The organism is Pseudomonas sp. XP2 (assembly GCF_053557975.1).
Map to the genome: position 1 here is coordinate 121,899 of NZ_JBNRIK010000009.1, position 20,346 is coordinate 142,244.

Below are 20,346 nucleotides of genomic sequence, written 5' to 3' on the forward strand. Positions count from 1 at the left end.
AAGGGGTCATGGGCTGAGACTCACTGCATATGAGTCTCAGCCAGAAGGTCATTTTTTGAGGTTGAGGTAGTCACCCGCCGTGTTCAGCACGATGGTTACGTTGCCCGAGGTACGGTTACGCCAGAACCAGCCATGGGTTCCTTCGAAGAGCGCAGTCAGCTCACCCGTGTCACCCTTGACCTGGCGACCTTTGCTATAGCTGTGGAAGTCGCCTTGAGCGGCGTTGTAGGTTTCACCATGGGTGTCATAGTTGACCGGCCCCGAAGCGCTCCATTTGTAGGCCACGATCGCGCCCTTGCGCATTTCGAGCTTGATCTCACGCCCTTCGCCAGGTTTCAGGGTCAGGCTGACCTCATCCTTTTTCGCTAACGGTTGTTCGGCCTGGCTGGCAGGCTCAACGGCGGCAACCTGTGGCACCGGAGCGGGAGCTACCGAAGGTATTGGTGCTGATGCCGCCACTGTTGAAGCCGGTGCAGGCGAAGGCACTTTGGCTGCAGCTTCATCGGCCAAGGCCTCCTGTGCGAGAGATATCTTGATCTCCCCCATTTGCGTGAGCCCCATGGCACGGCCCAGGCCAGTTGGATCGACGGCGTACTCCGAAGGCATGACCACGGTGACCAGAAGCCCCATCGCGACCGCGAAAGCGATGGCGGTGGATCGGATGAGCTGACGGCTGCTCGGCAGTTCGCTTGCCGAAGGAAGTGGAGAGTTGAACATTTTTCAGGATCCTCAGGCGGTAACGAACAGGCCGGTCAGCTGGTAACCCATCAGCAGGAAACCGGCACTCATCATGGCAACGTTGGCGGTGTAGGCGTGACGCCAGAAACCACCGGTTTTTCTCCAGTAGCCCATCACGATCAGGATGGCGCTCAGCGCGAGCAACTGACCAATCTCCACCCCGATATTGAAGGCAATGAGGTTCGGGATCAGGCCTTCGGCCGAGATTTCGTACTCCTGGATCTTTGTTGCCAGGCCAAAGCCATGCAGCAGGCCGAAGGCGAGCGTCGCGGCTTTGGTGTTCGGCTGGTAACCGAACCAGCGCTTGAAGGCCCCCAGGTTGTCCATCGCCTTGTAGACCACCGAGAAACCGATGATCGCGTCGATGATGTAGGAGCTGATGCTGATCTCAGTAAGCACGCCGAACAGCAGCGTGACCGAATGTCCAACGGCGAACAGCGTGACGTAGAGGCCCACGTCCTTGAGGCGGTAGAGGAAGAAGATTACGCCGAACAGAAACAGCAGGTGGTCGTAGCCCGTCATCATGTGCTTGGCGCCCATGTAGATGAACGGGATCAGCATGACCCCCGAGCTTTCCTGGATGAATCCCTTGTCGCCTTCCGCTACGGCGTGTGCCAATGCCTCCGGCATGCCGATGAGCAATGACACGGCGAACAGGAACAAAAGGAAGATGGGATGGCGTGCTCGCACGGCAAGCAAGCCCCCACCCGGTATCGAGTGTAAACGCATGGATCAATCCTTTTTTGCAATGATCGAGAGCCGCAAAGCGGCCAGGGTCAGGAAGCAAAAGCAGGACGAGGTGGGCGTTCGATTCGGAAGATTGGTGGGTGTGGTACCGATTCGCCTGACCAGGTCAATGGCATGGACGGGCCGAAGATAGGTGTCAGTTGCGTAGCAGAAGAGAGCTGAGGGGTCTCGTGCTGGTGGTCGGGCGTGAGCGGGGCGTGATAGTGGTCAGTGCAGTGCGTGCAGCTCCACGAAGCCTCGCCATGGTCATGCCCGTACTTCATGTTCACTGCCTCTTGGGCAGCGACTTGAGTCGGTACTGCCAACGAATAGGCGTGCCCCGTCCAGGCCAGCATAACGGCCATAGCCAAAGCCACGATCATGGCTGATGACAGGAAACGACGGGACATTCAGATGCCTATGACGCTGATTCAACAGCAACGCTGCACGTTTGACCTAACCCCCTGGGGGGGATAGCATCGCCAGCGTAATGTATCGACGACAGAGACTCAAGATATGTCCGATCACTCTCATGATCACCAGCACAATGATGGACAGGGCCATGCCCATCCTCACCAGAGCCATGAGGCGATCATCAAGCGCCTGAAGCGTGCAGACGGTCATCTGCGCAGCATCATTGCCATGATCGAGGACGGGCGGGAATGTGTAGACATTGCCCAGCAACTGCATGCGGTTGAAAAGGCCGTCTGCCAGGCCAAGCGCACGCTCATCCAAGACCATATCGACCACTGTCTTGAGGATTCGGTTACAGCCTTGAGCAAGGGCGATAGATCGGCCCTGGACGAATTCAAGCAAATTACCAAGTACCTGTAGAACTGTGTTCGAACTCACCAGCTACCTTGGGCTTTTTCTGGCGGCGTTCGCTGCGGCCACGTTGTTGCCGATGCAATCCGAAGCAGCACTGGTCGCGATGCTTGTGTCTGAGCACTACCTGCCCATGGCGCTCGTCGCGATGGCTACCGCCGGCAATGTCCTGGGTTCAGTGGTGAACTGGTTTTTGGGTCGAGGCGTCGAGCACTTCAAGCACAAGCGCTGGTTCCCGGTCAGTGAGGCGAAGCTGGTGAAGGCGCAGGCACTCTACCAGCATATGGATACTGGTCACTGCTAGTGAGTTGGGTACCCATCATCGGCGATCCGATTACGTTGGTGGCTGGGGTCATGCGCGAGCCGCTTTGGCGGTTCCTGTTACTGGTCACCCTGGCCAAGGGTGGGCGATACCTGCTGTTGTCACTCCTGGTGCTTGGGGGCATGCCATGACTTTCGATATTGCTCGCTCTGCGGCAGAGCGGCATACCGGGCAGGATCTGATCAAGTGGATTGCCTTGCTCACGATGGTGCTCGATCACATGCGATTGGCCTGGCCTGCGAGCAGCGATCTGTTTGTGCTCGGTCGGTTATCTTTTCCCCTGTTCTGTCTGGCAGTCGCGATCAACGTCTCACGCAATCAGCCAGGTGAGATATTCACTCGGAGCAATGGCCGGTATCTCGCCTCTTTGGTGGTGTTCGCCGCGCTTTCTGAAGTCCCTTACCGGCTGGTCAGCACCTCGGGCACCTTCAATGTCTTGGTCACGTTGGCGCTAGGGCTTCTGGTCGCTTGGGGAGTACAGCACCGGACGCTCGAAAGCCTGGTAATGGCTGGCGGTGCAATTCTGGCGGGTTATCTGCTGAGCGAGCCGCTGATGTACGGCTTCTACGGGGTGTTCGTGCCGGCGGCTCTGGTGCTTGCCATTAAGCGCCCCGAACTGTTCGCGCTACTGCCCGTCGCGCTTTGTGTAACCGTCAACTCTCGAACTGGCCTGTTCGAACAGGCGGCGCAGCTTGAGCCGTTCGCTGTCCTCGCGCTGCTGATCGCGGCTTTGGCGCCTTTACTCGGTTTGGCTCTATTCTGGGCCCGGTTGCCGTTCAAGATCTTGCCAGTCACACAGTGGAGCTATTGGTTCTACCCCGGCCACCTGTTAGCGATGCTGGGTATTCGCAACCTGCTTTAGACGCGGGGTTTGCTTTAAGGCTGGCATTCTCTGGGTCAAGAACGCCAGCTTTTAAAGAACCTACGCACTGCCTTAGTGGCAGTGGCGCTCGCCCGTTTTGTGATTGGTGTGGCAACCCTTGGAGTCGGTACCACCGCTGTGTGCGAAGGCGACTATCGAGGAGAACGAAAGGACGGCAGTAATCAAGAGGGGAACGATTTTCATCAGGCTACTCCATGCTCGGTGTTGTGGTGGCAAATTGCCTCGATGAGCTTATGGCTAAGTGCATCCTCATAACAATCGTAATTGCCATGAAGCCGATGAAAGGAATGACCGGTATGGGTCGAAAGCAGCCGGTCGCGACTGAACGCAATCGACCCAATGCGGCCAGTCAGTGCCTACAAAATCAGGTGCGATTCAGAAAACGCTCGGAGTGCTTATGAGTAGGCAACGAGATATGGAAGGTAGTCCCGCTGGCCATGCTGGATTCGACATCGATGGTACCGCCATGTCGAGACACGATTTCGCTCACGATGAACAAACCAAGGCCTAGACCACCTGATGCTTCATGATGTTCAGAGGTCAAACGGGAATATCGACCTTGTGGGTCGAACAGATAGGGCAATACGGCGGGTGGAATGGACTTGCCCAGTTGTGCACGCTGAACTCGACAGCCGCTGGGCCTTGGGTCAACGTCACGGTAATGGGCTTGGAAAGATCGCCGTGATGGACAGCATTCGCGATAAGATTAGAAAACGCCTGACCCAAACGTGTGCCGTCGAAATGCCCAAGCGCTTGGGTAGCTCCCTGCAAATCCACAGTGATCTCAGGACGAGAAACGCGAAGCTCCTCCACGAGTGTATGACACACCAGTGAGAGATCGATCTCCTCCCTCTGGATAGGAATACCTGTCCCGAGGTTAGCTTTAGCCAGATCGAGCAGGTCGGCCACGATCTGCTTGGCTCGAACCACACTGGTGGCAACCTGAGTCGCAATCCTCCGTTCTTGCGCTGAAAAATGGCGTTTGCCACTCAAAACCTCGGCACCCAGCAGGGCTGCGGTCAATGGCGTCCGGAGGTCATGACCGAGCACTCCAAGCACGAGTTTCCGAGTCGTTTCAACCGCGATGCCATATGATGTGATTGACTCGCCCAAAGCCTGATCTACGGCCTCATTGAAACGAACCAAGTCGTCTAAGTCGTGCGATTCACCAGGCATCTGAAGTGGCAGCCAAAGCCGCAAAACGCTTGCACGCAATGCTCGATACTCTGCCACCACCTGGTCGAGCGTAAATCCTGCGTCGAGACGGTTGACAGCATGTGTCTGAGCGGCAGTTTCAACCGGGCTAGGGCTTTGCAACCCTCTGGATTTTTCATACTGCTGGATGGCGGACTGGGGCGCCTGCATGTCCTGAGCAATGGTACGCAAAATGCTCTCTGCATGGTTACGAAGGCCGGCATCATCAAGGTCAGGCAGGGGCGTATTGAGCGTGCGCGCAAAGTCCTCCCATGCCTCCAGAATGGACTCCATATTGAGCAGAATGAAATCGGCCAACCTCATCTCCAGCCGCGCCTCCCCTATCCCGGAATGAATCTCTAGCTTAGTGCAGTCGAAAAAAAACGGTAAGAAGCTTTAGGGAATCTCCGAACAAGCCTTCAGTTATGCGAGAATCCCCGCAACACCTGATCCGAGCCGCCCATGAGCCAGATGAGCTTTTCCGACTTTGAGTACGCCGGCAAGCGCAAGCAAACCCGCCGAGAGCGCTTCCTCGCCGAAATGGATCAGGTGGTGCCCTGGGCAGGCCTGCTGGAGCTGATCGAACCGTTCTACCCCAAGGCCGGCGGCGGTAGAAAACCCTATCCTCTGGAAACCATGCTGCGCATCCATCTGTTGCAGAACTGGTTCTCCCTGAGCGACCCGGCCATGGAAGAAGCGCTCTACGAAATCACGCCCATGCGCCAGTTCGCACGCCTGACGCTGAGCGCGCCAATCCCCGAAGACACCACGATCATGAACTTCCGGCACTTGCTGGAGAAGCATCAGCTCGCACCGGCAATCCTTGCGGTCATCAATGGTTATCTGCAGGAAAAAGGCCTGTCGCTGCGCCAAGGCACCATCGTCGATGCCACCATTATTCATGCCCCCAGCTCGACCAAAAATAAAGAAGGCAAGCGTGATCCCGAGATGCACCAGACCAAGAAAGGCGGTCAGTATTTCTTCGGGATGAAGGCGCACATCGGTGCCGATGTCGAGTCCGGCCTGGTGCATCACGTCCATGGCACCGCTGCCAATGTGGCCGATGTCACGCAGGTGGCTGAACTGCTGCATGGCGAAGAAAACGCCGTGTATGCAGATGCCGGTTACACCGGTGTCGAAAGGCGCGAAGAGCATGAAAATCGGGGGGTGATCTGGCAGATTGCAGCGCGTCGCAGCACCTATTCCAAGCTGAACCAGCGCAGCGTACTGTACAAAGCCAAGCGCAAGATCGAGTTCTGCAAGGCTCAGACACGGGCCAAGGTCGAGCATCCGTTTCGCGTGATCAAGCGGCAGTTTGGTTACGTGAAAGTACGTTTTCGTGGGCTGATGAAAAACACGGCTCAGTTGACCACGCTGTTCGCCCTGGCAAACCTGTGGAGGGTTCGAAAACAGCTCATGGGTATGGGTGAGGTTCGCGTTTAACACGGAGAACCGGTCGAAAAAGCTCTCCGTACATGATTTTTCGGTCACTTTTCGTCCAATGACGCTGTAGGTGCCTGGAAAATTGCAACTTGCCGCGGCTGCACGACAAGTTGATCGGAGCATCCGTAGCTATCTTGCTTGAATCGTCTGTGAAGCTACTCTCCCACTCTGTGTGAGAAGGATCGTCTGGGAGCAGTCCTTGATTTTTGGCCGCGCTAATGTCAAATTCGCTTACGCCAATTTTCGAACCTGAAATTTCTTTATATTTCGACGCGGTTTTTAGGGCGTGCTCGCGCAAGTATTCGCATAGCTTAAGTGCAAAGAAAATAGCGTCGTTGTTGTATAAGTGAATGGCGCTTATGGTTGAGCTATATTCTTTGTTTGTGTTTCCCTTGACAGGTAGGCCGAAGTACATAGCTTCTACACTGTACCCTTCGGGGACTCTGCGATTTTTGAAATCTTCAATCAAATCATTTCTTCGGGCGATAGCGTTGTTAAGCGGCTCAGTCGACTCGCTTAGAGACGTTACGGCTCGTAGTGCTTTATCAGAGCTTTGCTCCATTACGATGTTCTGCAATGCTTCAATGGGTATGTTCATGGCTTGAAGCTGGTGAAGCATTAGGATCGCGTGAAATGGTTCCGAAGGAGGAGGGCGTCGGCTCATGTGCAAGTCAAGTCGCTTCAGCTCACTGTCATACTGCTCCTTAAGCTCCTTTACGTATTGCTTTTTGATCGCTAATGCCACATTGATTACTGACAGGGCCAGCATGATTCCCCGGTTTGATACTTGGATTTCTTTCTTAAGGTGATCGATTCTTTTGCTTTTCTCGGTGTTTCGTTGTGCAGCCCAGGCCCCAGCAAAGGCACCGGCCAAGGTAGCAAGCACGGTCATACAGAACGAGAACCAGCCGAAATCACGCACGAAATCCAAGTTCGGTAGCAATGGTGCTGAACTCCAGAAGACCCCACCTGATGCTTCCCACAGACCCGCCATAGCCATCCCTCATGCTGGGTACCACTACATTGCGTGGCACGTAGCCATGAATGATAACGGGAGCTTTTTGGGGAGAGCAATTCGCCGGTGGCCTGCAGACTCAGAAGGTGTGCCTGGCCAGCTGGTCGCGCATTGGCAGGCGATGCGCTTGTTGGTCGGGCGCACCTTGTAGCGCGCCCTCGCTGCCTGGCTATTTCAAGCGTCAACTGAAGGCAGTGTTTAGGCTTGCGGTGGTGCAGCTGCCACAGTGGCAGTCACTGCGCTGTCCAGGACATCCGGCATAGCGTCTGCCGGAGGCGCAATCGGCTCCGCTAGGACTGTTGCTTCGAAGCCTAAAGCGGAAACCATCTGCTCGTAGTGCGTGCTGTCAACCTCTCTCATCCATGTGAAGATGTCCGCGATGACATTATGGCTTTCACCAACAAGATTTTCGGGTGAGTCCTCTCCGATTTCAATCAACGCGTTGTGCGAGTACTTGTTGATAAAACGATAGATTTTTTTTCTTCGGTTTGGGGCGTGGTTAAGGTGCATCCATTTAGGCCCTGCTGGAACAGGTTCGCCATGTCTCCTTTGTGCAGCGGATACTTGAAGCTGAAGAATGCTTCAAGGATTTTGCGAGCTAGGTTGGCCGTGAGGAACGCCTCATCACGATCAATCTGTGCTTGCTCCTTGTAGTTGTAAAGGCGACCAAAGATATAGTGATACTCAGAGCTGTAAGCGTGAAGGCTTTTGGGCGCGTCTTTAAGAGTGGATTTCCTCGGGTTACTGGTGCTGGCTTCGACCGTGTAGAAAAAGCTGTTGGCTGGACGAGGTGGTCTCCTGTTTTTTCGGTTTGTATTGTTTCCTTCTAACCAGTCTCTGACCAGTTTGAAGAAGTTGAAATTGTGCGTAAAGACAAACAGCTGAAGTGCTGGGGTGCAGTGATGGCGTAAGTAAGAGTAGGCGTGGAATAGGTGATTTGAGTCAAAGCTGGAAATTGGGTCATCTACTGCAATGACCAGCTTCGCAATGTCGTTATCGCCTTCTGAAAGCTTGGTGATGAAATACACGAAGGCTATCGCAGTTTTTTCTCCCTCACTCAGGTCCTTGGCATGGCGATGCTCGGTACCTCGGTTAATTTCATAGCCAAGCATTTGAGGGTTAAAGCGAAGGCATAGGTCAGACCGTCCCAAGAAATTGTGGAGGTGCTTGTTGAATTCCTCTGCGCCTAGCACTTCATTAGAGAGAGAAGCCTCAAGCGCCACGATTTCTCGCTGCCTGGCATTCGCTTTTGACTGGACTTCGGATGCCTGCTTAGAAAAAGCGTCGCGCTTTTGTACTTTGGCGAAATAGCCGAATGCCTTAACCTCCATCGCGGCATAATGAAGCTCAATTTTCCGCTTGATGGCTCCAGTCTCTTTGGTGAAGTCCTCTGTCTTCTTGTTGTGGCGGGTTATTAGCTCGTTCATCTGTGCTACAGCAGCATCGAAGCCAGCACATGCCGTTGGATCTATAGCCGGTACGATGAAGTCCGTCCTGAATTGATCGGTTATTTTCTGCTGTAGCAGATCCTGCCAGTGCTCGATCCCGCCGTTGATGCTGGTTACTTGAGTCGCAAGCAGGGCCCTAGCAGAGGCAAACTCTTCCTGCATCTCCTCGTACAGTTGGTCTCCTTGACTTACCTCTCCTACGTCGAGTTGAATCGGCGGTAGCTTGTAGATTTCGGCGTTTCTCTAGTGATTCAAATAATTTGGAGAGTGTAGATTTGCCACTACCATTCCAGCCATAGATTAAATTGAATTTTCCAAACGTCTGGATGCTGTCACCGTTGTAGTCCCTGAAGATACCAAAATTCTTTAATTTTTTTATTCTCGTAATCATGGTTGCGTTCCTTTCGCCTATGGCTGCCGGGTCGGTGAGGGTGAGTGGCACCGAGCCAGCATATGAATCAGCGTTGGAGTCTGCAATGTCAAATTTTATCGGTTGTTTAACTCTCTGATAAAGTTAGAGTTTTGGCCAATTTTGATGCTGGAGGGGTGAGAATGACTAAACCAAGGAGCGTATGGTAGGGTGATGAAGCCGTAATCGTTCCTTTTGGCTTGAGTCGTAGAGGGCAGGGGGGTAACTCGTCGGTCTTGGAATTTGCAGCCTCTACGCCGCCTGGGAGGGGCTTGTGAGTGCAAGCTACAGAGGACCGAGTCCCAGCGCCATATGCCGCTCCAATGAGCCTTAGAGCTGCGTCCGTGACGGGCCCGTGCCACTAGGGTAGGGATCACCTAGGGTCTCACATCGTGCCGGCTAGGCTAGCGGGATGCTGATTTTCTGTGGTTATCGTCTGAGCGGGTAGCTTGGGAACTCAACTCTTTCTAATGTCGACGATGTTCGAGTTACCCAGCTGGGCCTTCAGCTTTCGGTTTTCGAGGCCAAGCATTTCATTTAGCGATGCCAGTTTCGCTACCTGAAGACGAAGCTCTTTGATCTCTTCTCGGTAGTCCGCACTTTTCCTTCGCTCTTCCTTGAGCTGATCGTGCTTCACATCTCGCTGCATGCGACTAGATCTACCCTGGCGAAGGCGGATGTCTTCGGCAGCTTTAGGATAATGGTTGTGAATGAGTGCTGGCGAAATCCCTAGCTCGCGTGCCACGGCTGAGATGCTGACCTTTGTTTCCCCTGTCTTGGACCGACCTTTCTCGATCGCAGCCGCTGCAAGCAAAATCTCTTTCTCTCGGTCTTGGTGCGGCTTACGTGGCTTGTCCAAGGTTTGTCTCCACATCGATACCCAGATCACCGAGCACATCAGCATAACGCTTCAGGTCTCTATTAACCCGTATGATACCTGCCTCGCCGATGTCTTTGCAGTCTAGGAGAGTCTGTAGGTTACCGTACAGAGCTTGGTACATGGGGGCGTGTTCTTTGCCTATTACTGCGTTGTTACAACCTCCGCAGCGGCTTCGTTCGACCGTGTTGCCAACGCACCCGGTGTCATCGGCTGTACACCATGAATGGCCATTGCTTCGGATCGCAGTGCTCTCAGCAATCGATTTGATCATCGTGGAGTGGTCTTTAAAAATCGCCAGATTGAGGGGGTCACGCTGCCAGCCTTTCAGGCTTCGACCGTACCCGCCTCCGAGATTTTTTTCATCGAACCATTGCGAAACCACTCCCTCTTTAATCAATTGTTCCTCACTCTCCACCTCGAAAAGCAGGTCAAGATCAAAGTGTTGACCCCAAGTATCATCCATCGCGTATAACAGGGTCATGTCCATCGACCAGTGCTTGAAATGTTCTTTCAAATAGCGTAAGTCACCGAATTTGCTGTGCGCCGCATAGTTTGCGAATTTTCGACGGAACTGGTGCGTTGTTATTTCCCAGTTCAATCCCGCACTCTCAACAAACTCTTGAAGGCGAGTGTTCCACCCTGAATTGCCGAGGGAGCGGCATCCTTCTACACCCCCAGATTTGTTGGTTGCAAGAAACAACGCTTTAGCATGCTTAGCGGCAAGTGCTATTTCCGGATCGCGAGGATTGGCTTTGCGTCGTGCTGCAATCTCTATTGCGATCTTTTTTTGATAGGGTTCCGCCCACCGCTCCATTATTCGGATCGCTCGAACAGCAATAGGTGGTACCATCCAGTCGGAAGGTCCGGTATAGGTTTTTTCCGAAACAGTTCTCATCCAATGATAGATTTCGCCATCATCGCCTTCGGTTTTATGATGAGATCCGTTCTGAAGATTAGCTAACTCATGATTACGACATCCTGATGTCCCAGCGATAATGATATAGCAAGAAGTTCGAAGGTCGGTTATTTCTTTTCTTAAATCAAAAGGTTTGTGGGGGTATCCCAGCTTCAAAAGCGTTTTGTTTTTTAGTGTTCGTTGTTTTCCCTCGCTAATTGGCAAGTTATTTATCTTCTCCATTTCGTCTCTCAGGTTGAGCAAGTAATCAGATTTCTCTACCTGGTCATGTGCTTTTTCGAAAATCGCACAGAAAATATCGTCCGGAATCAGTGGTGTTAAGCTTTGTTGTTTGTGAGGGGCGTTTGCTCCAGTTCCATTAGCAAGAAATACGGCCGAAGAGTCTGGCCAAGGATGTTCGCTCAAGGGCGTTTTAGTATACTGGCTCAATTCATAAAGTGCCTCAACTGCAACGAAACGTTGTACAAGGGCCGATTTGCCGAGTGGTTTTTTCGTAATATCGCTGATCAAGCTTCTGCTTTCATGCACGAAGTTTCTGAATATGGGGTGTTGAAGTTTTTGGATGTCAGGTGTTCCTAGTCGTTCCAGATATTTAAAGAAAGGGTTCAGGGATACAACAAATCGGTGGGCTGAGCTTTCTTGAGCTTTGCGTCGGCTGTCCCGGCCGCGTGTTAAGTAGCAGAATGCAACTTCTTTTATTGTCCCTCGATAAGCTTCAGGATAGATTCCAAATTGAATCGAGGATGAGTATTTTCCTATGTTGGTTGGGGTGTTGTTAAAGTGCCAGGTGTCGTCGCCGAAGCGACTTAAAATAACTAACTCGCCGTCAATCACTACGGTGGATACTATTAGGCGGTTCTGGTAGTCAATCGAGGTTTTGCTGAAGTCTACTGGTTTGGGGGAAAATGTCTCGGCAGGGGGGGTAATAGATTTCATTATGCAATTACCTCTAGGGTGGGGATTGTATCAGCGCTCCAAAATGGATGAGGGTTTTTTTGAGCTAGAGCTTTAGCTTCATCAATCTGGCGCTGCTTGAAAATACCTCGGCGGAGGCCTTCCGCGATTACATAATTATCAATGAGCCTGGGTATGTGGGAGAGTTCCTTTTCCCAGCGGTGCTTTGAGATTTTATTACGCTCACTGTATATTCGAAAGTAAAAGCTGAAAAGTTTGTAGAGATCATTGGCGGTAATTACAAAGTGCCTACATCTTAAACAGTTAAGAAATGAAGTGCAGATCACTTGTTTCTCGTTCGGAGTCGGGGTGTTGCTATCATTGGAGCACTTCGCAACGGGAGTTTGGTGATAGGTGGCTCCAATTGTTTTTGTCAGCAATTCGTTCACCAGGATTTCCCCCATAAACCGCCATTTCTTTTTGCTTTCCAGTGATGCTGCCAAATAGTTAGTATCTGTTACCCTGGCGGTATTTCCTAATGCGCTTGCGACCCCATAAATATCACCGTCTAGAATTTCATAAACCCGGTTCGCAAATGTCTTCCTGAAACGGCTGATATTTAGTCTGAGGGGGTCGCCATTTGCGTCGGTTAGTCCATGCGTTGACACTAGCTTTGTGGTCGCCGAGCTTATTGATTGGGGGGAAAGCCGCTTGGCAGTGCCCACGGTTTGATATTCTTGGCTATGATACAACCAAATGCAGTCATCGAATTCTGGATGCTGATTGCGAAGTAAGGCAGTTCTGAAAATGACTTGCCGTATTAAACGCTCGACACTGAACCTAATTGAAGTCGTTGACTCCGTTCCTCCTTCGCCATCCTTGTTGCTTTGTAGAATCACTTTGCTCGTATTGTGTCCGCGGTTCTTCCAGAGAGATAGAAAATATGTATTATCTTTAGGGTGCGGCTTGAGGCAGTCGGAGGTCATCTCACGTAGCGGTGTCGTGTTTCGCCCTGTGTGAAACGCAACTACCAACAAACAATAGCTAATCAGATCGCTTGTGAGTGGTTGGTGAAGATCCCAAATCGGAAGAATTGCTGCTCGCAGTGCTTTAATGGCTGCTTTTTTTTCTTTGTTGGTGAGTGGTGTCTCGCCCTGCTGAAGTTTGTTGCTGTTCGGGAAGGGGTTTGTTGGAAAGGTCTTGTCTTTTCCATGAGTAACAAGCTCTATGATGCCACGGCGTCCCAGTGGTACCAATAAGCACTTGACATGAGCGTAGTGATTACGGTGAGAGGTGATGGCCCCTCCGTGGCTTGAGAGGTGGCGAATGAACTCATCGAGAAACTGGCGATTGATATCTTGTGGTGTGAGGATGCTGTTTAGGGCTGTTGCTCGTAGCGCCGCAAAATCAAGCATCCTCGTAATTGAGGTGTAGACTGAGCATACTGTATATACTTCCAGTTCCTTGTCTTGTTTGGCAAAAAAACGAAGAATTTGGACGTGGCAGATATAGGTGATTGCATCAATTTTTCCGCCGTACCATTCCGCAAAGCTGAGGCTTGCCCGTTGGAAGGTGTTTGGCGGTATTTCCACAATCGGATTAGCAATGAGTTCCTGAATGCTTGGGTTCTTGAATTTGACGCTACCGTCTATCTCAGGAATGGATATGTCGGTAGTGCTGAATTTCTTTTTTCTACCCATCGGCTGATCCTATTTCATTCAGTTCATCGTCATACTGGAGTACAGCATTGTCGACGTAGTCATTCGCAAGGTGCAAATAGATTCTGGTTGTTTCTATAGAGCTGTGGCCAAGTTGACTGCTCAGATAGATTAGTGGGTCTAGATCCTGTCGGGACCGCTGCAAAGAAATCAACGTGTGGGTGGCGTAAGTGTGTCGCAGCATGTGTGGGTGTACATCCAACCCTATTTTTTTTCCGATGTCACGCACAATTTTTTCTAACCCTTTTCCTTCATTGGCGTAAGGCTGGCCATTTTGGTTCAGAAACAGTCTTCCGCTGTCGCCGGCACTAAGTGAGCATCTTTCGCCGCGATGCTGAGTAATGTATTGGTCAACTTGAACTAGGAATTTTCGACTCACGTATACATTTCTAACTGTACCTCTTTTAGTTTTCATCCCAAGCCCGTCAGATGGATCAAGGCGGAGGAAAATATTTCGAGTTTTTCCCAGGTCGCGCAATGCTTTTTTGATGTAATCAATAGGGATGGTGGCAAGCTCCATCCGGCGGAGACCCGTGCGCAGCGCAAAGCTTACGAGCATTCGGTGGTGTACGTTTTGAATGGAGCTAATGAGTGCTTTGATCTGGTCTATAGTTAAATATTTTGGAAGGGTTTTAATCTTGCGGGGCATCGCATCGTTAGCATTTACCTTGTTGCCGCGCGCGTCAACGTGAGCGAAGAACCCGCTTCCGGTCTTTGCGGATTTAACTTCGAAGTCATGGGGTAGGTTTGAAATCCATTTCCTGTTAAACGCATATTCATAGAATTTACATATGTAGTGCATTCGGTGTCTGACCGTGTTTCTCCCGTGATTGTGCTCAGTGAAGCAATAATCGCGATACGCGCTTAGTAGTGTCTTGGATTCCTCTCTATCGACGTCCCACCAGTCTAGATTGTGGGCCTGTAAAAATGAGAAGAAGTCGTAAAGAGCCTGGCCAGCTGCATTCAATGAATCACCTGAGGTAATTTCTGCTCGTGAAAGATGACTTCTGTAAAAGTCATTTACAGGGGTGCAGCTCTCCATCGTGTCCCATAGGAGAATTGGCATCCCGGCTACGGGACGGCCTGAGAGCTGATAATCCTCGGTTGCCCAGATCAGGTGCATGAGTAGGTCCTTTCGAGAGCAGATTTCGCGGGGGGCGGCTGGGGCTAGCCAGCTGAATGGGTGGGAATGAGGAGATGCTAGCACTTCACCTAACAGATGGTACGCCCCATAACATCATGTACACCTCGGGTACCACCGGCAAACCCAAGGGCATCGTCCGGGAAAATGGCGGCAATGCCGTGGCGCTGTGCTATGCCATGCGCCATATCTATGGCATGCAGGCCGGCGACGTGTGGTGGGGCATTTCCGATGTAGGGTGGGTGGTCGGCCATTCGCTGATCGTCTATGGGCCGCTGATGAGCGGCTGCACCACCGTGTTTTACGAAGGCAAGCCGATCCGCACCCCGGATGCTTCGGCCTACTGGCGGGTGGTGGAGCAGTACAAGGTCAACGCGCTGTTCTGTGCGCCTACCGCCATGCGTGCCATCCGCAAGGAAGATCCGGAGGGCGAGTTGATCCGCAGGCACGACCTCAGCTCGCTGCGTCAGCTGTTCCTGGCGGGTGAGAAGCTCGATTCCAGCACCCATGAATGGCTGGAGCGGGTCACTGGCAAACCGGTGCACGACCACTGGTGGCAGACCGAGACCGGCTGGCCGGTCACCGCGCCCTGTGTGGGGCTGGAAGGCAGTGCGGCGAAGCCGGGCTCAAGCAACCGGGCGGTGCCGGGTTATCACGTGCGTGTGCTGGATGACGAGGGCCACTTGCTGGGCCCCAACCACCAGGGCTCGATCGTTATTGCCTTGCCACTGCCGCCTGGGTGCAGCCAGACCCTGTGGGGCGACCACGAGCGTTACTTGCAGGCTTACCTGCGCACCTACCCGGGGTATTACCACACGGGCGACGGCGGCTTTCTGGATGATGACGGTTTTGTCTACATCATGGGGCGCACGGATGACGTGATCAACGTGTCCGGGCACCGGCTGTCTACCGGCGAAATGGAGGACCTGGTGGCCTGCCACCCGGCAGTGGCCGAGTGTGCGGTGATTGGCGTTCATGATGAAATCAAGGGGCAAGTGCCGTTGGCGCTGGTTGTCCTCAAGGACGGCGAGGGCATTGCCGAGGCGCAGTTGCTGGTGGACCTGGTGGGTAGCGTGCGCGAGTCGATTGGCCCGCTGGCCTGTTTCAACCGGGTTCGGCTGGTGAAGCGGCTGCCCAAGACCCGCTCGGGGAAAATCTTGCGCGCGGTGCTGCGCAAGATTGCCGATGGGCAGGATTACGTACCGCCTTCTACCCTGGACGACCCGGCGGTGCTTGGGGAGATCGAGGCGGTGCTGGCGGATTTGCCCAGGGCGGGTTGATGCTTGACCTCAGGGCCTCATCGCCGGCAAGCCAGCCCCCACAGGTTGGTCACAGACCCTGAAGCCTGCGCGGTACCTGTGGGAGCCGGCTTGCCGGCGATGAGGCCGGTGCGGGCAATTCAGGTCTAGGGGGCTACCTGGTGCAGTTGCCCCAGCCGGCTGCGGGTACGCATCAGGTCGGCGAGTGGGCCGCCCAGGCTCTCTTCCAGCGGCCGTTTGCCAATCACCGTCACCTGTCGGTCCTGGTCATACAACACATCCACCAGGTTGACGAAGCGCTGCTGGGCCGCCAGCGAGCACTGCGCCAGGTCATCCAGCCCATCGATGATCCATTCATCGTACTGCTGCGCCAGCGCCAGGTAGTCGATCACCGCGGTGGCCTTTTCACACAAATCGTCAAAGCCAAGTACCACCCGCCGGCCATCGATAGCCAGCGCACGCAGCGGGCGTTTGTTCACTTCAAGCATGACCGGCTGCTCGTGCGGCACGCTCAGCGCCTGGCGCTGTGCTGCCGTCCCTGGCCATACATAGTGGCCCTGGGTAAACCGCTGGTGCTCGCGATTGGCTGGCAAGCTACGGAAGTCGGTGTCGCCACCCACTTCCAGCACTTGCATGCGCCCGTTGATCAGACGGATTACCGGCAGGAAGCGCTCGTGGTACAGCGGGTTGGGCAATAGCCCTTCGGGTGCATAGTTGGAGGTCACCAGCAGGAACACGCCACGGGCGAACAGCGCGTTGAACAAGCGAGTAAGCAGCATGGCATCGCCGATGTCATGCACGTGAAATTCGTCGAAGCACAACACCTGGCAGCCGCCCACCAGTTCGTCGAGGGTCGCGCCCAACGCATCGTCCAGGGCTCGATGGCGGTGCATGCCCTGATGAAGGCGGGCAAAGAAGTCATGAAAATGCAGGCGGCGCTTGGCCTCGACCGGCACCGCCTGGAAGAAGCCGTCCAGTAGCCAGCTCTTGCCGCGCCCCACCGCCCCATAGAGGTACAGGCTGCGCGGCTGGCCGTGTTCAAGCAGTACCAGTTGTTCGGCCATGCAGTGGATCACCTGTCGCTGGCCGTCACTGAGCTGGTAACCCCGGCTTCGGGCTTTGTCCTCGAACCCGTCAAGCAGTTCGCTCTGGTTGACGGGGGCGCCGCGCAGGCGCTGGCCAAGCTGGCGCAGTGGGGCAGGGATCCAGGCAGACACAGGCAACGCTCCTTGGGCGATGGCGGGGCAGCGTGCAGCTTGCCCGAGGGCGGCCGTTTTGACTAATACAGAAAGTGACCGGCAATGATCACTTCATGCGATAGGTCGGGCCGCACACCCGCTTTGCCTAGCCCTTGCGCTCCAGCTGACGCTCGATCATGTACTTCACTGCCAGGCGGCGCTCCTTGAGGTGGCGCAGGTCTTCGTCGACGAAGTTGCCCGCCGAGATCGATTCGGCGGCCAGTACCTGGTTGTCGATGTCCACATACTCGTCCAGCAGCCGGTCAAGCGCCTTGTCCTGCTGGCGGCGTTGCTGGACGATTTCACGCGGGTAGTGCAGGTCCTGGTAGAGGTCGTGGGAGACAGGCATGAGGTCCTCCTTGGTCAATGCAATGGGCTTATCTGATTGGAAGGGAGGAATGCGATTGTGTTGAAGCGAAGCGGAAGGAAAGCGACGGATGGTCGTTCTCGCACCACTGAAATGACTAACCCGCTGTTTTTTGGTAATTTTTTTTCATCAGGGGGTTCACAGACCGAAAGTTTGTTGTTAAAGTGCCGCGCATTCCAAGACAACAACCCAGTTGTCACTCAGTTGGAATTGTCAGAGCAGCGAATGCTGCATCCGATACAGGGGCGTCGCCAAGCGGTAAGGCAGCAGGTTTTGATCCTGCCATGCGTTGGTTCGAATCCAGCCGCCCCTGCCATTTTTCAGATTAAAACGTATGTCACCCGGTGCTTAGAAAAATAGGCGCTGGGTTTTGTCGTTTCCGCAGTTTTCTCATCGATCCGCAGTCCCTGCAGAAGCGGCCTTGTGTTGCGATGGGCTGCGCAGCAGCCCCGGGGATCTGCAATCCTTGGGGCTGCCATGCAGCCCATCCGACCGGTCCGGCGCCCCGGCAAGGCCGCTCTTACAGCCGCGGGTTACCCGGTAATGCCCAGCATCTCGTTCAGCACCCTGGCCAGCTGATCACTCTGCACAGTCTTCTGGATCACCACGCTGCCCGGTAGCTCCAGCCCTTGCAGCTCTGCATAGCCAGTCAGGAACACCACCGGCAACTGGGGGTACCCTTCGCGCGCAGCCAACGCCAATTGTGCGCCGTTGAATTCGGGCATTGCGAAATCGGTAAGCAGCAGATCGATTTCATCGTCCAGCAACGCCAATGCCTGCTCGCCGCTGTGCGCCTGACGCACCTGGTAGCCATACTGGCGCAGCACATCGCCAAGCATGTCACGCACCAGATGGTCATCGTCCACCAGCAACACCGTGCGGTTGCGGCCACTTTCGCTGACTGGCTGGTTGAGCATCGGTACCACGGGCTCACTGACGGCCTGGTCCTTTACTGCTGGCAGGTACACCGCCACCTGGGTGCCCTGGCCAGGCGCGGTGTCGATGTGCACGCCTCCCCCGGACTGTTTGGCGAAGCCGAACACTTGGGCCAGACCCAGGCCCGAACCCTTGCCGATGTCCTTGGTGGTGAAAAACGGCTCGAATACCTTGGTCAGCACCTCTTCGTTCATGCCGCAGCCGGTATCGCGGATGCTCAGCATTACATACTCGCCGGGATCCGGATCTTCCGGGCGTTGCGGGCGGGTGTCGATGCGGGTGTTGCGGGTAGTCAGGGTCAGTTGGCCGCCGTCAGGCATGGCATCGCGGGCATTGATCGCCAGGTTCAGGATGATCATCTCTGTCTGGGTGGGGTCGGTCAGTGCCTGCCACAGGGCCTGGTCCAGGTCCAGGCGCACTGAGACGTTGCCCCCCAATGTGCGGCGCAACAGTTCTTCCAGGCCGGTCAGGGTCTGGTTGAGGTTAAGTGCTACCGGCTCCAGGCGCTGGCGGCGCGAGAAAGCCAGCAACTGCGACGTCAATTTGGCGCCACGCTCGCCCGCTTCGCGGATGTGGGTGAGGCGCGTGCGGGCCTTGTCCAGGTCGGCCTTGGCCAGGTCGCGCTCAAGGAAGCTGGCGCCGGTGAGGATCACCGTCAGCAGGTTGTTGAAGTCGTGGGCCACGCCAGCGGTCAGCTGGCCGACTGCTTCGAGCCGCTGCATCTGCTGCAGCGCCGCCTCGATGCGCTCGCGTTCGTTGATCTGTTCACGCAGGCGGGCGTTGGCCTCTGCAAGGCCCAAGGCGGCTTCGCGCTCGCTGGTGATGTCGCGTGCCACCACGTACAGCAGGGTGTCTTCAGGCACCACCACCCACGACAGCCAGCGTTGCTGGCCGCCGGCGTGCAGGATGCGGCCGACGAAACGTACGCTGGTACGGCCATGGGCGAGGGCGGCCAATTCGGTCAGCAGCAGTTCCTGGTCGGGCTCGGGCAGCAGGTGCAGCAATGACGTTTGGCTCAGGCGCTCGCGGGAGAAGCCCAGGCTGGCTTCCCATGCAGGGTTCAGTGCGACTGGGGTCAGGTCTTTGTTCAACACTGCCAGCAGGTCCTGCGACAGCTCCCAGGCACGGTCGCGTTCGCGGGTGCGGCGCTCGACCCTTTCTCCCAGCATCTCGTTGAGCTGACGCAGCGCCTGGGTGGCCAGGCGTTGCGTGTTGACGTCCTGCAGCACGCCGGAAAAACGCACGCACTGGCCATCGACGAACTGGCTCTGGCCGCTGCTGAGCAACCAGCGTGGTTCCAGGCCGTTGGGTTGCGCGATGCGAAATTCGACCCGATAGCGGCCGCCGCTCTCCGGGCGCATGGCGTGTTCCACGGCCTCACGTACCATTGGCAGGTCGTCCGGGTAGATGCCGTCGTAGAACACTTCAAGGCTCATTTCGGTGCTGACAGGCAGGCCGAACAGGATCTTGCAGCGGTCGTCCCACAGCAACAGGTGCTCTTGTGGGCGCAGGTCCCAGGTGCCCATGCCGGCGGCATCGATGGCAATCCGCGCACGTGCTTCGACGTCGACCAGGGCCTCTTCGGCGCGGCGCCGGCGCTGGCGTTCCTGCACTTCGGTCAGGGCCCGGCGTACCGCCTTGGGCAGCAGTGGCAGGTTCTTCTTCAGCACATAGTCAGTGGCGCCCAGGCGGATCATTTCCACCGCGTGCTCTTCGCCGTAGATGCCAGACAAGAAGATGAACGGAGTGTCCGGTGCCAAACGCTGCGAGATGGCCAGCACCTCGGTGCCAGACGACCCCGGCAGGACGCAGTCGCACAGGATCAGATCGTAGCGTGCCTCACGCAGGGCATGTTCAACCCCCACATGGTCGAACACAAGCTGTGACTGCACATGCAGCCCGCTGCGCTCCAGACGCATCAGGGTAAGCTCGGCGTCCATCGAGCTGTCTTCGACCATCAGCAGTTTCAATGGTGTTTGCTGCATCGTTGCGGC

18 protein-coding genes, 1 tRNA gene and 2 pseudogenes are annotated in these 20,346 nt (G+C 55.0%); 6 read left to right on the plus strand and 15 right to left on the minus strand.

Annotation, left to right across the window (positions count from 1 at the left end):
• Positions 1–48 precede the first annotated feature (48 nt).
• On the minus strand, positions 49–717 hold the full coding sequence (locus tag ACK1VC_RS12535; protein ID WP_049277358.1) for a hypothetical protein: 669 nt from the start codon (positions 715–717) through the stop codon (positions 49–51).
• Positions 718–729: 12 nt separating this feature from the next.
• Positions 730–1,467, minus strand: a complete 738-nt coding sequence (locus ACK1VC_RS12540; protein ID WP_049277357.1) for a HupE/UreJ family protein — start codon at positions 1,465–1,467, stop codon at positions 730–732.
• Between the two features lie 513 nt (positions 1,468–1,980).
• On the opposite strand from ACK1VC_RS12540, the gene ACK1VC_RS12545 reads away from it, so the two are divergent.
• The 3 genes and pseudogenes from ACK1VC_RS12545 to ACK1VC_RS12555 all read left to right on the plus strand — a co-directional run bounded on the left by ACK1VC_RS12545 (position 1,981) and on the right by ACK1VC_RS12555 (position 3,473).
• Positions 1,981–2,298, plus strand: coding sequence for a metal-sensing transcriptional repressor (locus ACK1VC_RS12545; protein ID WP_028700065.1), 318 nt, complete (start codon positions 1,981–1,983; stop codon positions 2,296–2,298).
• 4 nt (positions 2,299–2,302) lie between these two features.
• Positions 2,303–2,742 (plus strand): annotated as a pseudogene (locus ACK1VC_RS12550) (YqaA family protein).
• On the plus strand, positions 2,739–3,473 hold the full coding sequence (locus ACK1VC_RS12555) for a TraX family protein (protein WP_028700066.1): 735 nt from the start codon (positions 2,739–2,741) through the stop codon (positions 3,471–3,473). The pseudogene ACK1VC_RS12550 and the gene ACK1VC_RS12555 overlap by 4 nt, the downstream one beginning before the upstream one ends.
• Positions 3,474–3,545: 72 nt before the next feature.
• On the opposite strand, the gene ACK1VC_RS12560 is transcribed toward ACK1VC_RS12555, so the two are convergent.
• The 3 genes from ACK1VC_RS12560 to ACK1VC_RS12570 form a co-directional block, all read right to left on the minus strand.
• Positions 3,546–3,677, minus strand: coding sequence for a YHYH domain-containing protein (locus ACK1VC_RS12560; protein WP_197884570.1), 132 nt, complete (start codon positions 3,675–3,677; stop codon positions 3,546–3,548).
• Positions 3,678–3,858: 181 nt separating this feature from the next.
• Entirely contained in the window at positions 3,859–4,077 is a 219-nt protein-coding gene (locus tag ACK1VC_RS12565) for an ATP-binding protein (protein WP_306372119.1), read from the minus strand.
• On the minus strand, positions 4,035–5,006 hold the full coding sequence (locus ACK1VC_RS12570) for a sensor histidine kinase (RefSeq protein WP_327192117.1): 972 nt from the start codon (positions 5,004–5,006) through the stop codon (positions 4,035–4,037). The genes ACK1VC_RS12565 and ACK1VC_RS12570 overlap by 43 nt, the downstream gene beginning before the upstream one ends.
• 144 nt (positions 5,007–5,150) lie before the next feature.
• Between ACK1VC_RS12570 and ACK1VC_RS12575 the strand changes: the two genes are divergently transcribed.
• Positions 5,151–6,131: an IS5-like element ISPa41 family transposase gene (locus tag ACK1VC_RS12575; RefSeq protein ID WP_014003920.1), complete on the plus strand. Its 981-nt coding sequence runs from the start codon at positions 5,151–5,153 to the stop codon at positions 6,129–6,131.
• On the opposite strand, the gene ACK1VC_RS12580 is transcribed toward ACK1VC_RS12575, so the two are convergent.
• The 7 genes from ACK1VC_RS12580 to ACK1VC_RS12610 form a co-directional block, all read right to left on the minus strand.
• Positions 6,103–7,125, minus strand: a complete 1,023-nt coding sequence (locus tag ACK1VC_RS12580; RefSeq protein ID WP_449117965.1) for a hypothetical protein — start codon at positions 7,123–7,125, stop codon at positions 6,103–6,105. The genes ACK1VC_RS12575 and ACK1VC_RS12580 overlap by 29 nt on opposite strands.
• Positions 7,126–7,580: 455 nt before the next feature.
• A complete protein-coding gene (locus tag ACK1VC_RS12585) occupies positions 7,581–8,756 on the minus strand; it encodes an AAA family ATPase (RefSeq protein ID WP_197884453.1) in 1,176 nt (391 codons plus the stop codon).
• A complete protein-coding gene (locus tag ACK1VC_RS12590) occupies positions 8,731–8,985 on the minus strand; it encodes an AAA family ATPase (RefSeq protein ID WP_197884454.1) in 255 nt (84 codons plus the stop codon). Before ACK1VC_RS12590 ends, ACK1VC_RS12585 begins: the two co-directional genes overlap by 26 nt.
• A 475-nt stretch (positions 8,986–9,460) precedes the next feature.
• Positions 9,461–9,862, minus strand: a complete 402-nt coding sequence (locus tag ACK1VC_RS12595) for a TetR family transcriptional regulator (RefSeq protein ID WP_226342988.1) — start codon at positions 9,860–9,862, stop codon at positions 9,461–9,463.
• Positions 9,846–11,735 carry an integrase gene (locus ACK1VC_RS12600; protein ID WP_232878286.1) on the minus strand — a complete coding sequence of 630 codons (1,890 nt, stop codon included), beginning with the start codon at positions 11,733–11,735 and terminating at the stop codon, positions 9,846–9,848. The genes ACK1VC_RS12595 and ACK1VC_RS12600 overlap by 17 nt, the downstream gene beginning before the upstream one ends.
• The gene (locus ACK1VC_RS12605) at positions 11,735–13,393 is read right to left on the minus strand and encodes a hypothetical protein (protein WP_049275255.1); all 1,659 of its coding nucleotides are present in this window, start codon (positions 13,391–13,393) and stop codon (positions 11,735–11,737) included. The genes ACK1VC_RS12600 and ACK1VC_RS12605 overlap by 1 nt, the downstream gene beginning before the upstream one ends.
• A complete protein-coding gene (locus ACK1VC_RS12610; RefSeq protein ID WP_028700088.1) occupies positions 13,386–14,534 on the minus strand; it encodes a tyrosine-type recombinase/integrase in 1,149 nt (382 codons plus the stop codon). The genes ACK1VC_RS12605 and ACK1VC_RS12610 overlap by 8 nt, the downstream gene beginning before the upstream one ends.
• Positions 14,535–14,638: 104 nt before the next feature.
• Here ACK1VC_RS12610 and ACK1VC_RS12615 point away from each other — a divergent pair.
• Positions 14,639–15,832 (plus strand): annotated as a pseudogene (locus ACK1VC_RS12615) (AMP-binding protein); the annotation flags it as partial.
• Positions 15,833–15,957: 125 nt separating this feature from the next.
• Here ACK1VC_RS12615 and zapE read toward each other — a convergent pair.
• Complete coding sequence (gene zapE / locus ACK1VC_RS12620; RefSeq protein ID WP_095114808.1) at positions 15,958–17,028, minus strand: cell division protein ZapE; 1,071 nt, start codon at positions 17,026–17,028, stop codon at positions 15,958–15,960.
• 127 nt (positions 17,029–17,155) lie between these two features.
• Positions 17,156–17,398, minus strand: a complete 243-nt coding sequence (locus tag ACK1VC_RS12625) for a hypothetical protein (RefSeq protein ID WP_016485928.1) — start codon at positions 17,396–17,398, stop codon at positions 17,156–17,158.
• A gap of 259 nt (positions 17,399–17,657) precedes the next feature.
• Between ACK1VC_RS12625 and ACK1VC_RS12630 the strand changes: the two genes are divergently transcribed.
• Positions 17,658–17,732: transfer RNA gene (locus ACK1VC_RS12630), tRNA-Gln, on the plus strand.
• A 217-nt stretch (positions 17,733–17,949) separates the two neighbouring features.
• Here ACK1VC_RS12630 and ACK1VC_RS12635 read toward each other — a convergent pair.
• Positions 17,950–20,337, minus strand: coding sequence for a response regulator (locus ACK1VC_RS12635; protein WP_449117966.1), 2,388 nt, complete (start codon positions 20,335–20,337; stop codon positions 17,950–17,952).
• Positions 20,338–20,346 lie beyond the last annotated feature (9 nt).

Coding starts and splice junctions, on each gene's coding strand:
- ACK1VC_RS12600 (WP_232878286.1), bottom strand. CDS start 11,735: ATGAAATCTATTACCCCCCCTGCCGAGACATTTTCCCCCAAACCAGTA.
- ACK1VC_RS12625 (WP_016485928.1), bottom strand. CDS start 17,398: ATGCCTGTCTCCCACGACCTCTACCAGGACCTGCACTACCCGCGTGAA.
- ACK1VC_RS12560 (WP_197884570.1), bottom strand. CDS start 3,677: ATGAAAATCGTTCCCCTCTTGATTACTGCCGTCCTTTCGTTCTCCTCG.
- ACK1VC_RS12535 (WP_049277358.1), bottom strand. CDS start 717: ATGTTCAACTCTCCACTTCCTTCGGCAAGCGAACTGCCGAGCAGCCGT.
- ACK1VC_RS12580 (WP_449117965.1), bottom strand. CDS start 7,125: ATGGCGGGTCTGTGGGAAGCATCAGGTGGGGTCTTCTGGAGTTCAGCA.
- ACK1VC_RS12610 (WP_028700088.1), bottom strand. CDS start 14,534: ATGCACCTGATCTGGGCAACCGAGGATTATCAGCTCTCAGGCCGTCCC.
- ACK1VC_RS12585 (WP_197884453.1), bottom strand. CDS start 8,756: ATGCAGGAAGAGTTTGCCTCTGCTAGGGCCCTGCTTGCGACTCAAGTA.
- ACK1VC_RS12540 (WP_049277357.1), bottom strand. CDS start 1,467: ATGCGTTTACACTCGATACCGGGTGGGGGCTTGCTTGCCGTGCGAGCA.
- ACK1VC_RS12605 (WP_049275255.1), bottom strand. CDS start 13,393: ATGGGTAGAAAAAAGAAATTCAGCACTACCGACATATCCATTCCTGAG.
- ACK1VC_RS12575 (WP_014003920.1), top strand. CDS start 5,151: ATGAGCCAGATGAGCTTTTCCGACTTTGAGTACGCCGGCAAGCGCAAG.
- ACK1VC_RS12555 (WP_028700066.1), top strand. CDS start 2,739: ATGACTTTCGATATTGCTCGCTCTGCGGCAGAGCGGCATACCGGGCAG.
- ACK1VC_RS12635 (WP_449117966.1), bottom strand. CDS start 20,337: ATGCAGCAAACACCATTGAAACTGCTGATGGTCGAAGACAGCTCGATG.
- ACK1VC_RS12590 (WP_197884454.1), bottom strand. CDS start 8,985: ATGATTACGAGAATAAAAAAATTAAAGAATTTTGGTATCTTCAGGGAC.
- ACK1VC_RS12545 (WP_028700065.1), top strand. CDS start 1,981: ATGTCCGATCACTCTCATGATCACCAGCACAATGATGGACAGGGCCAT.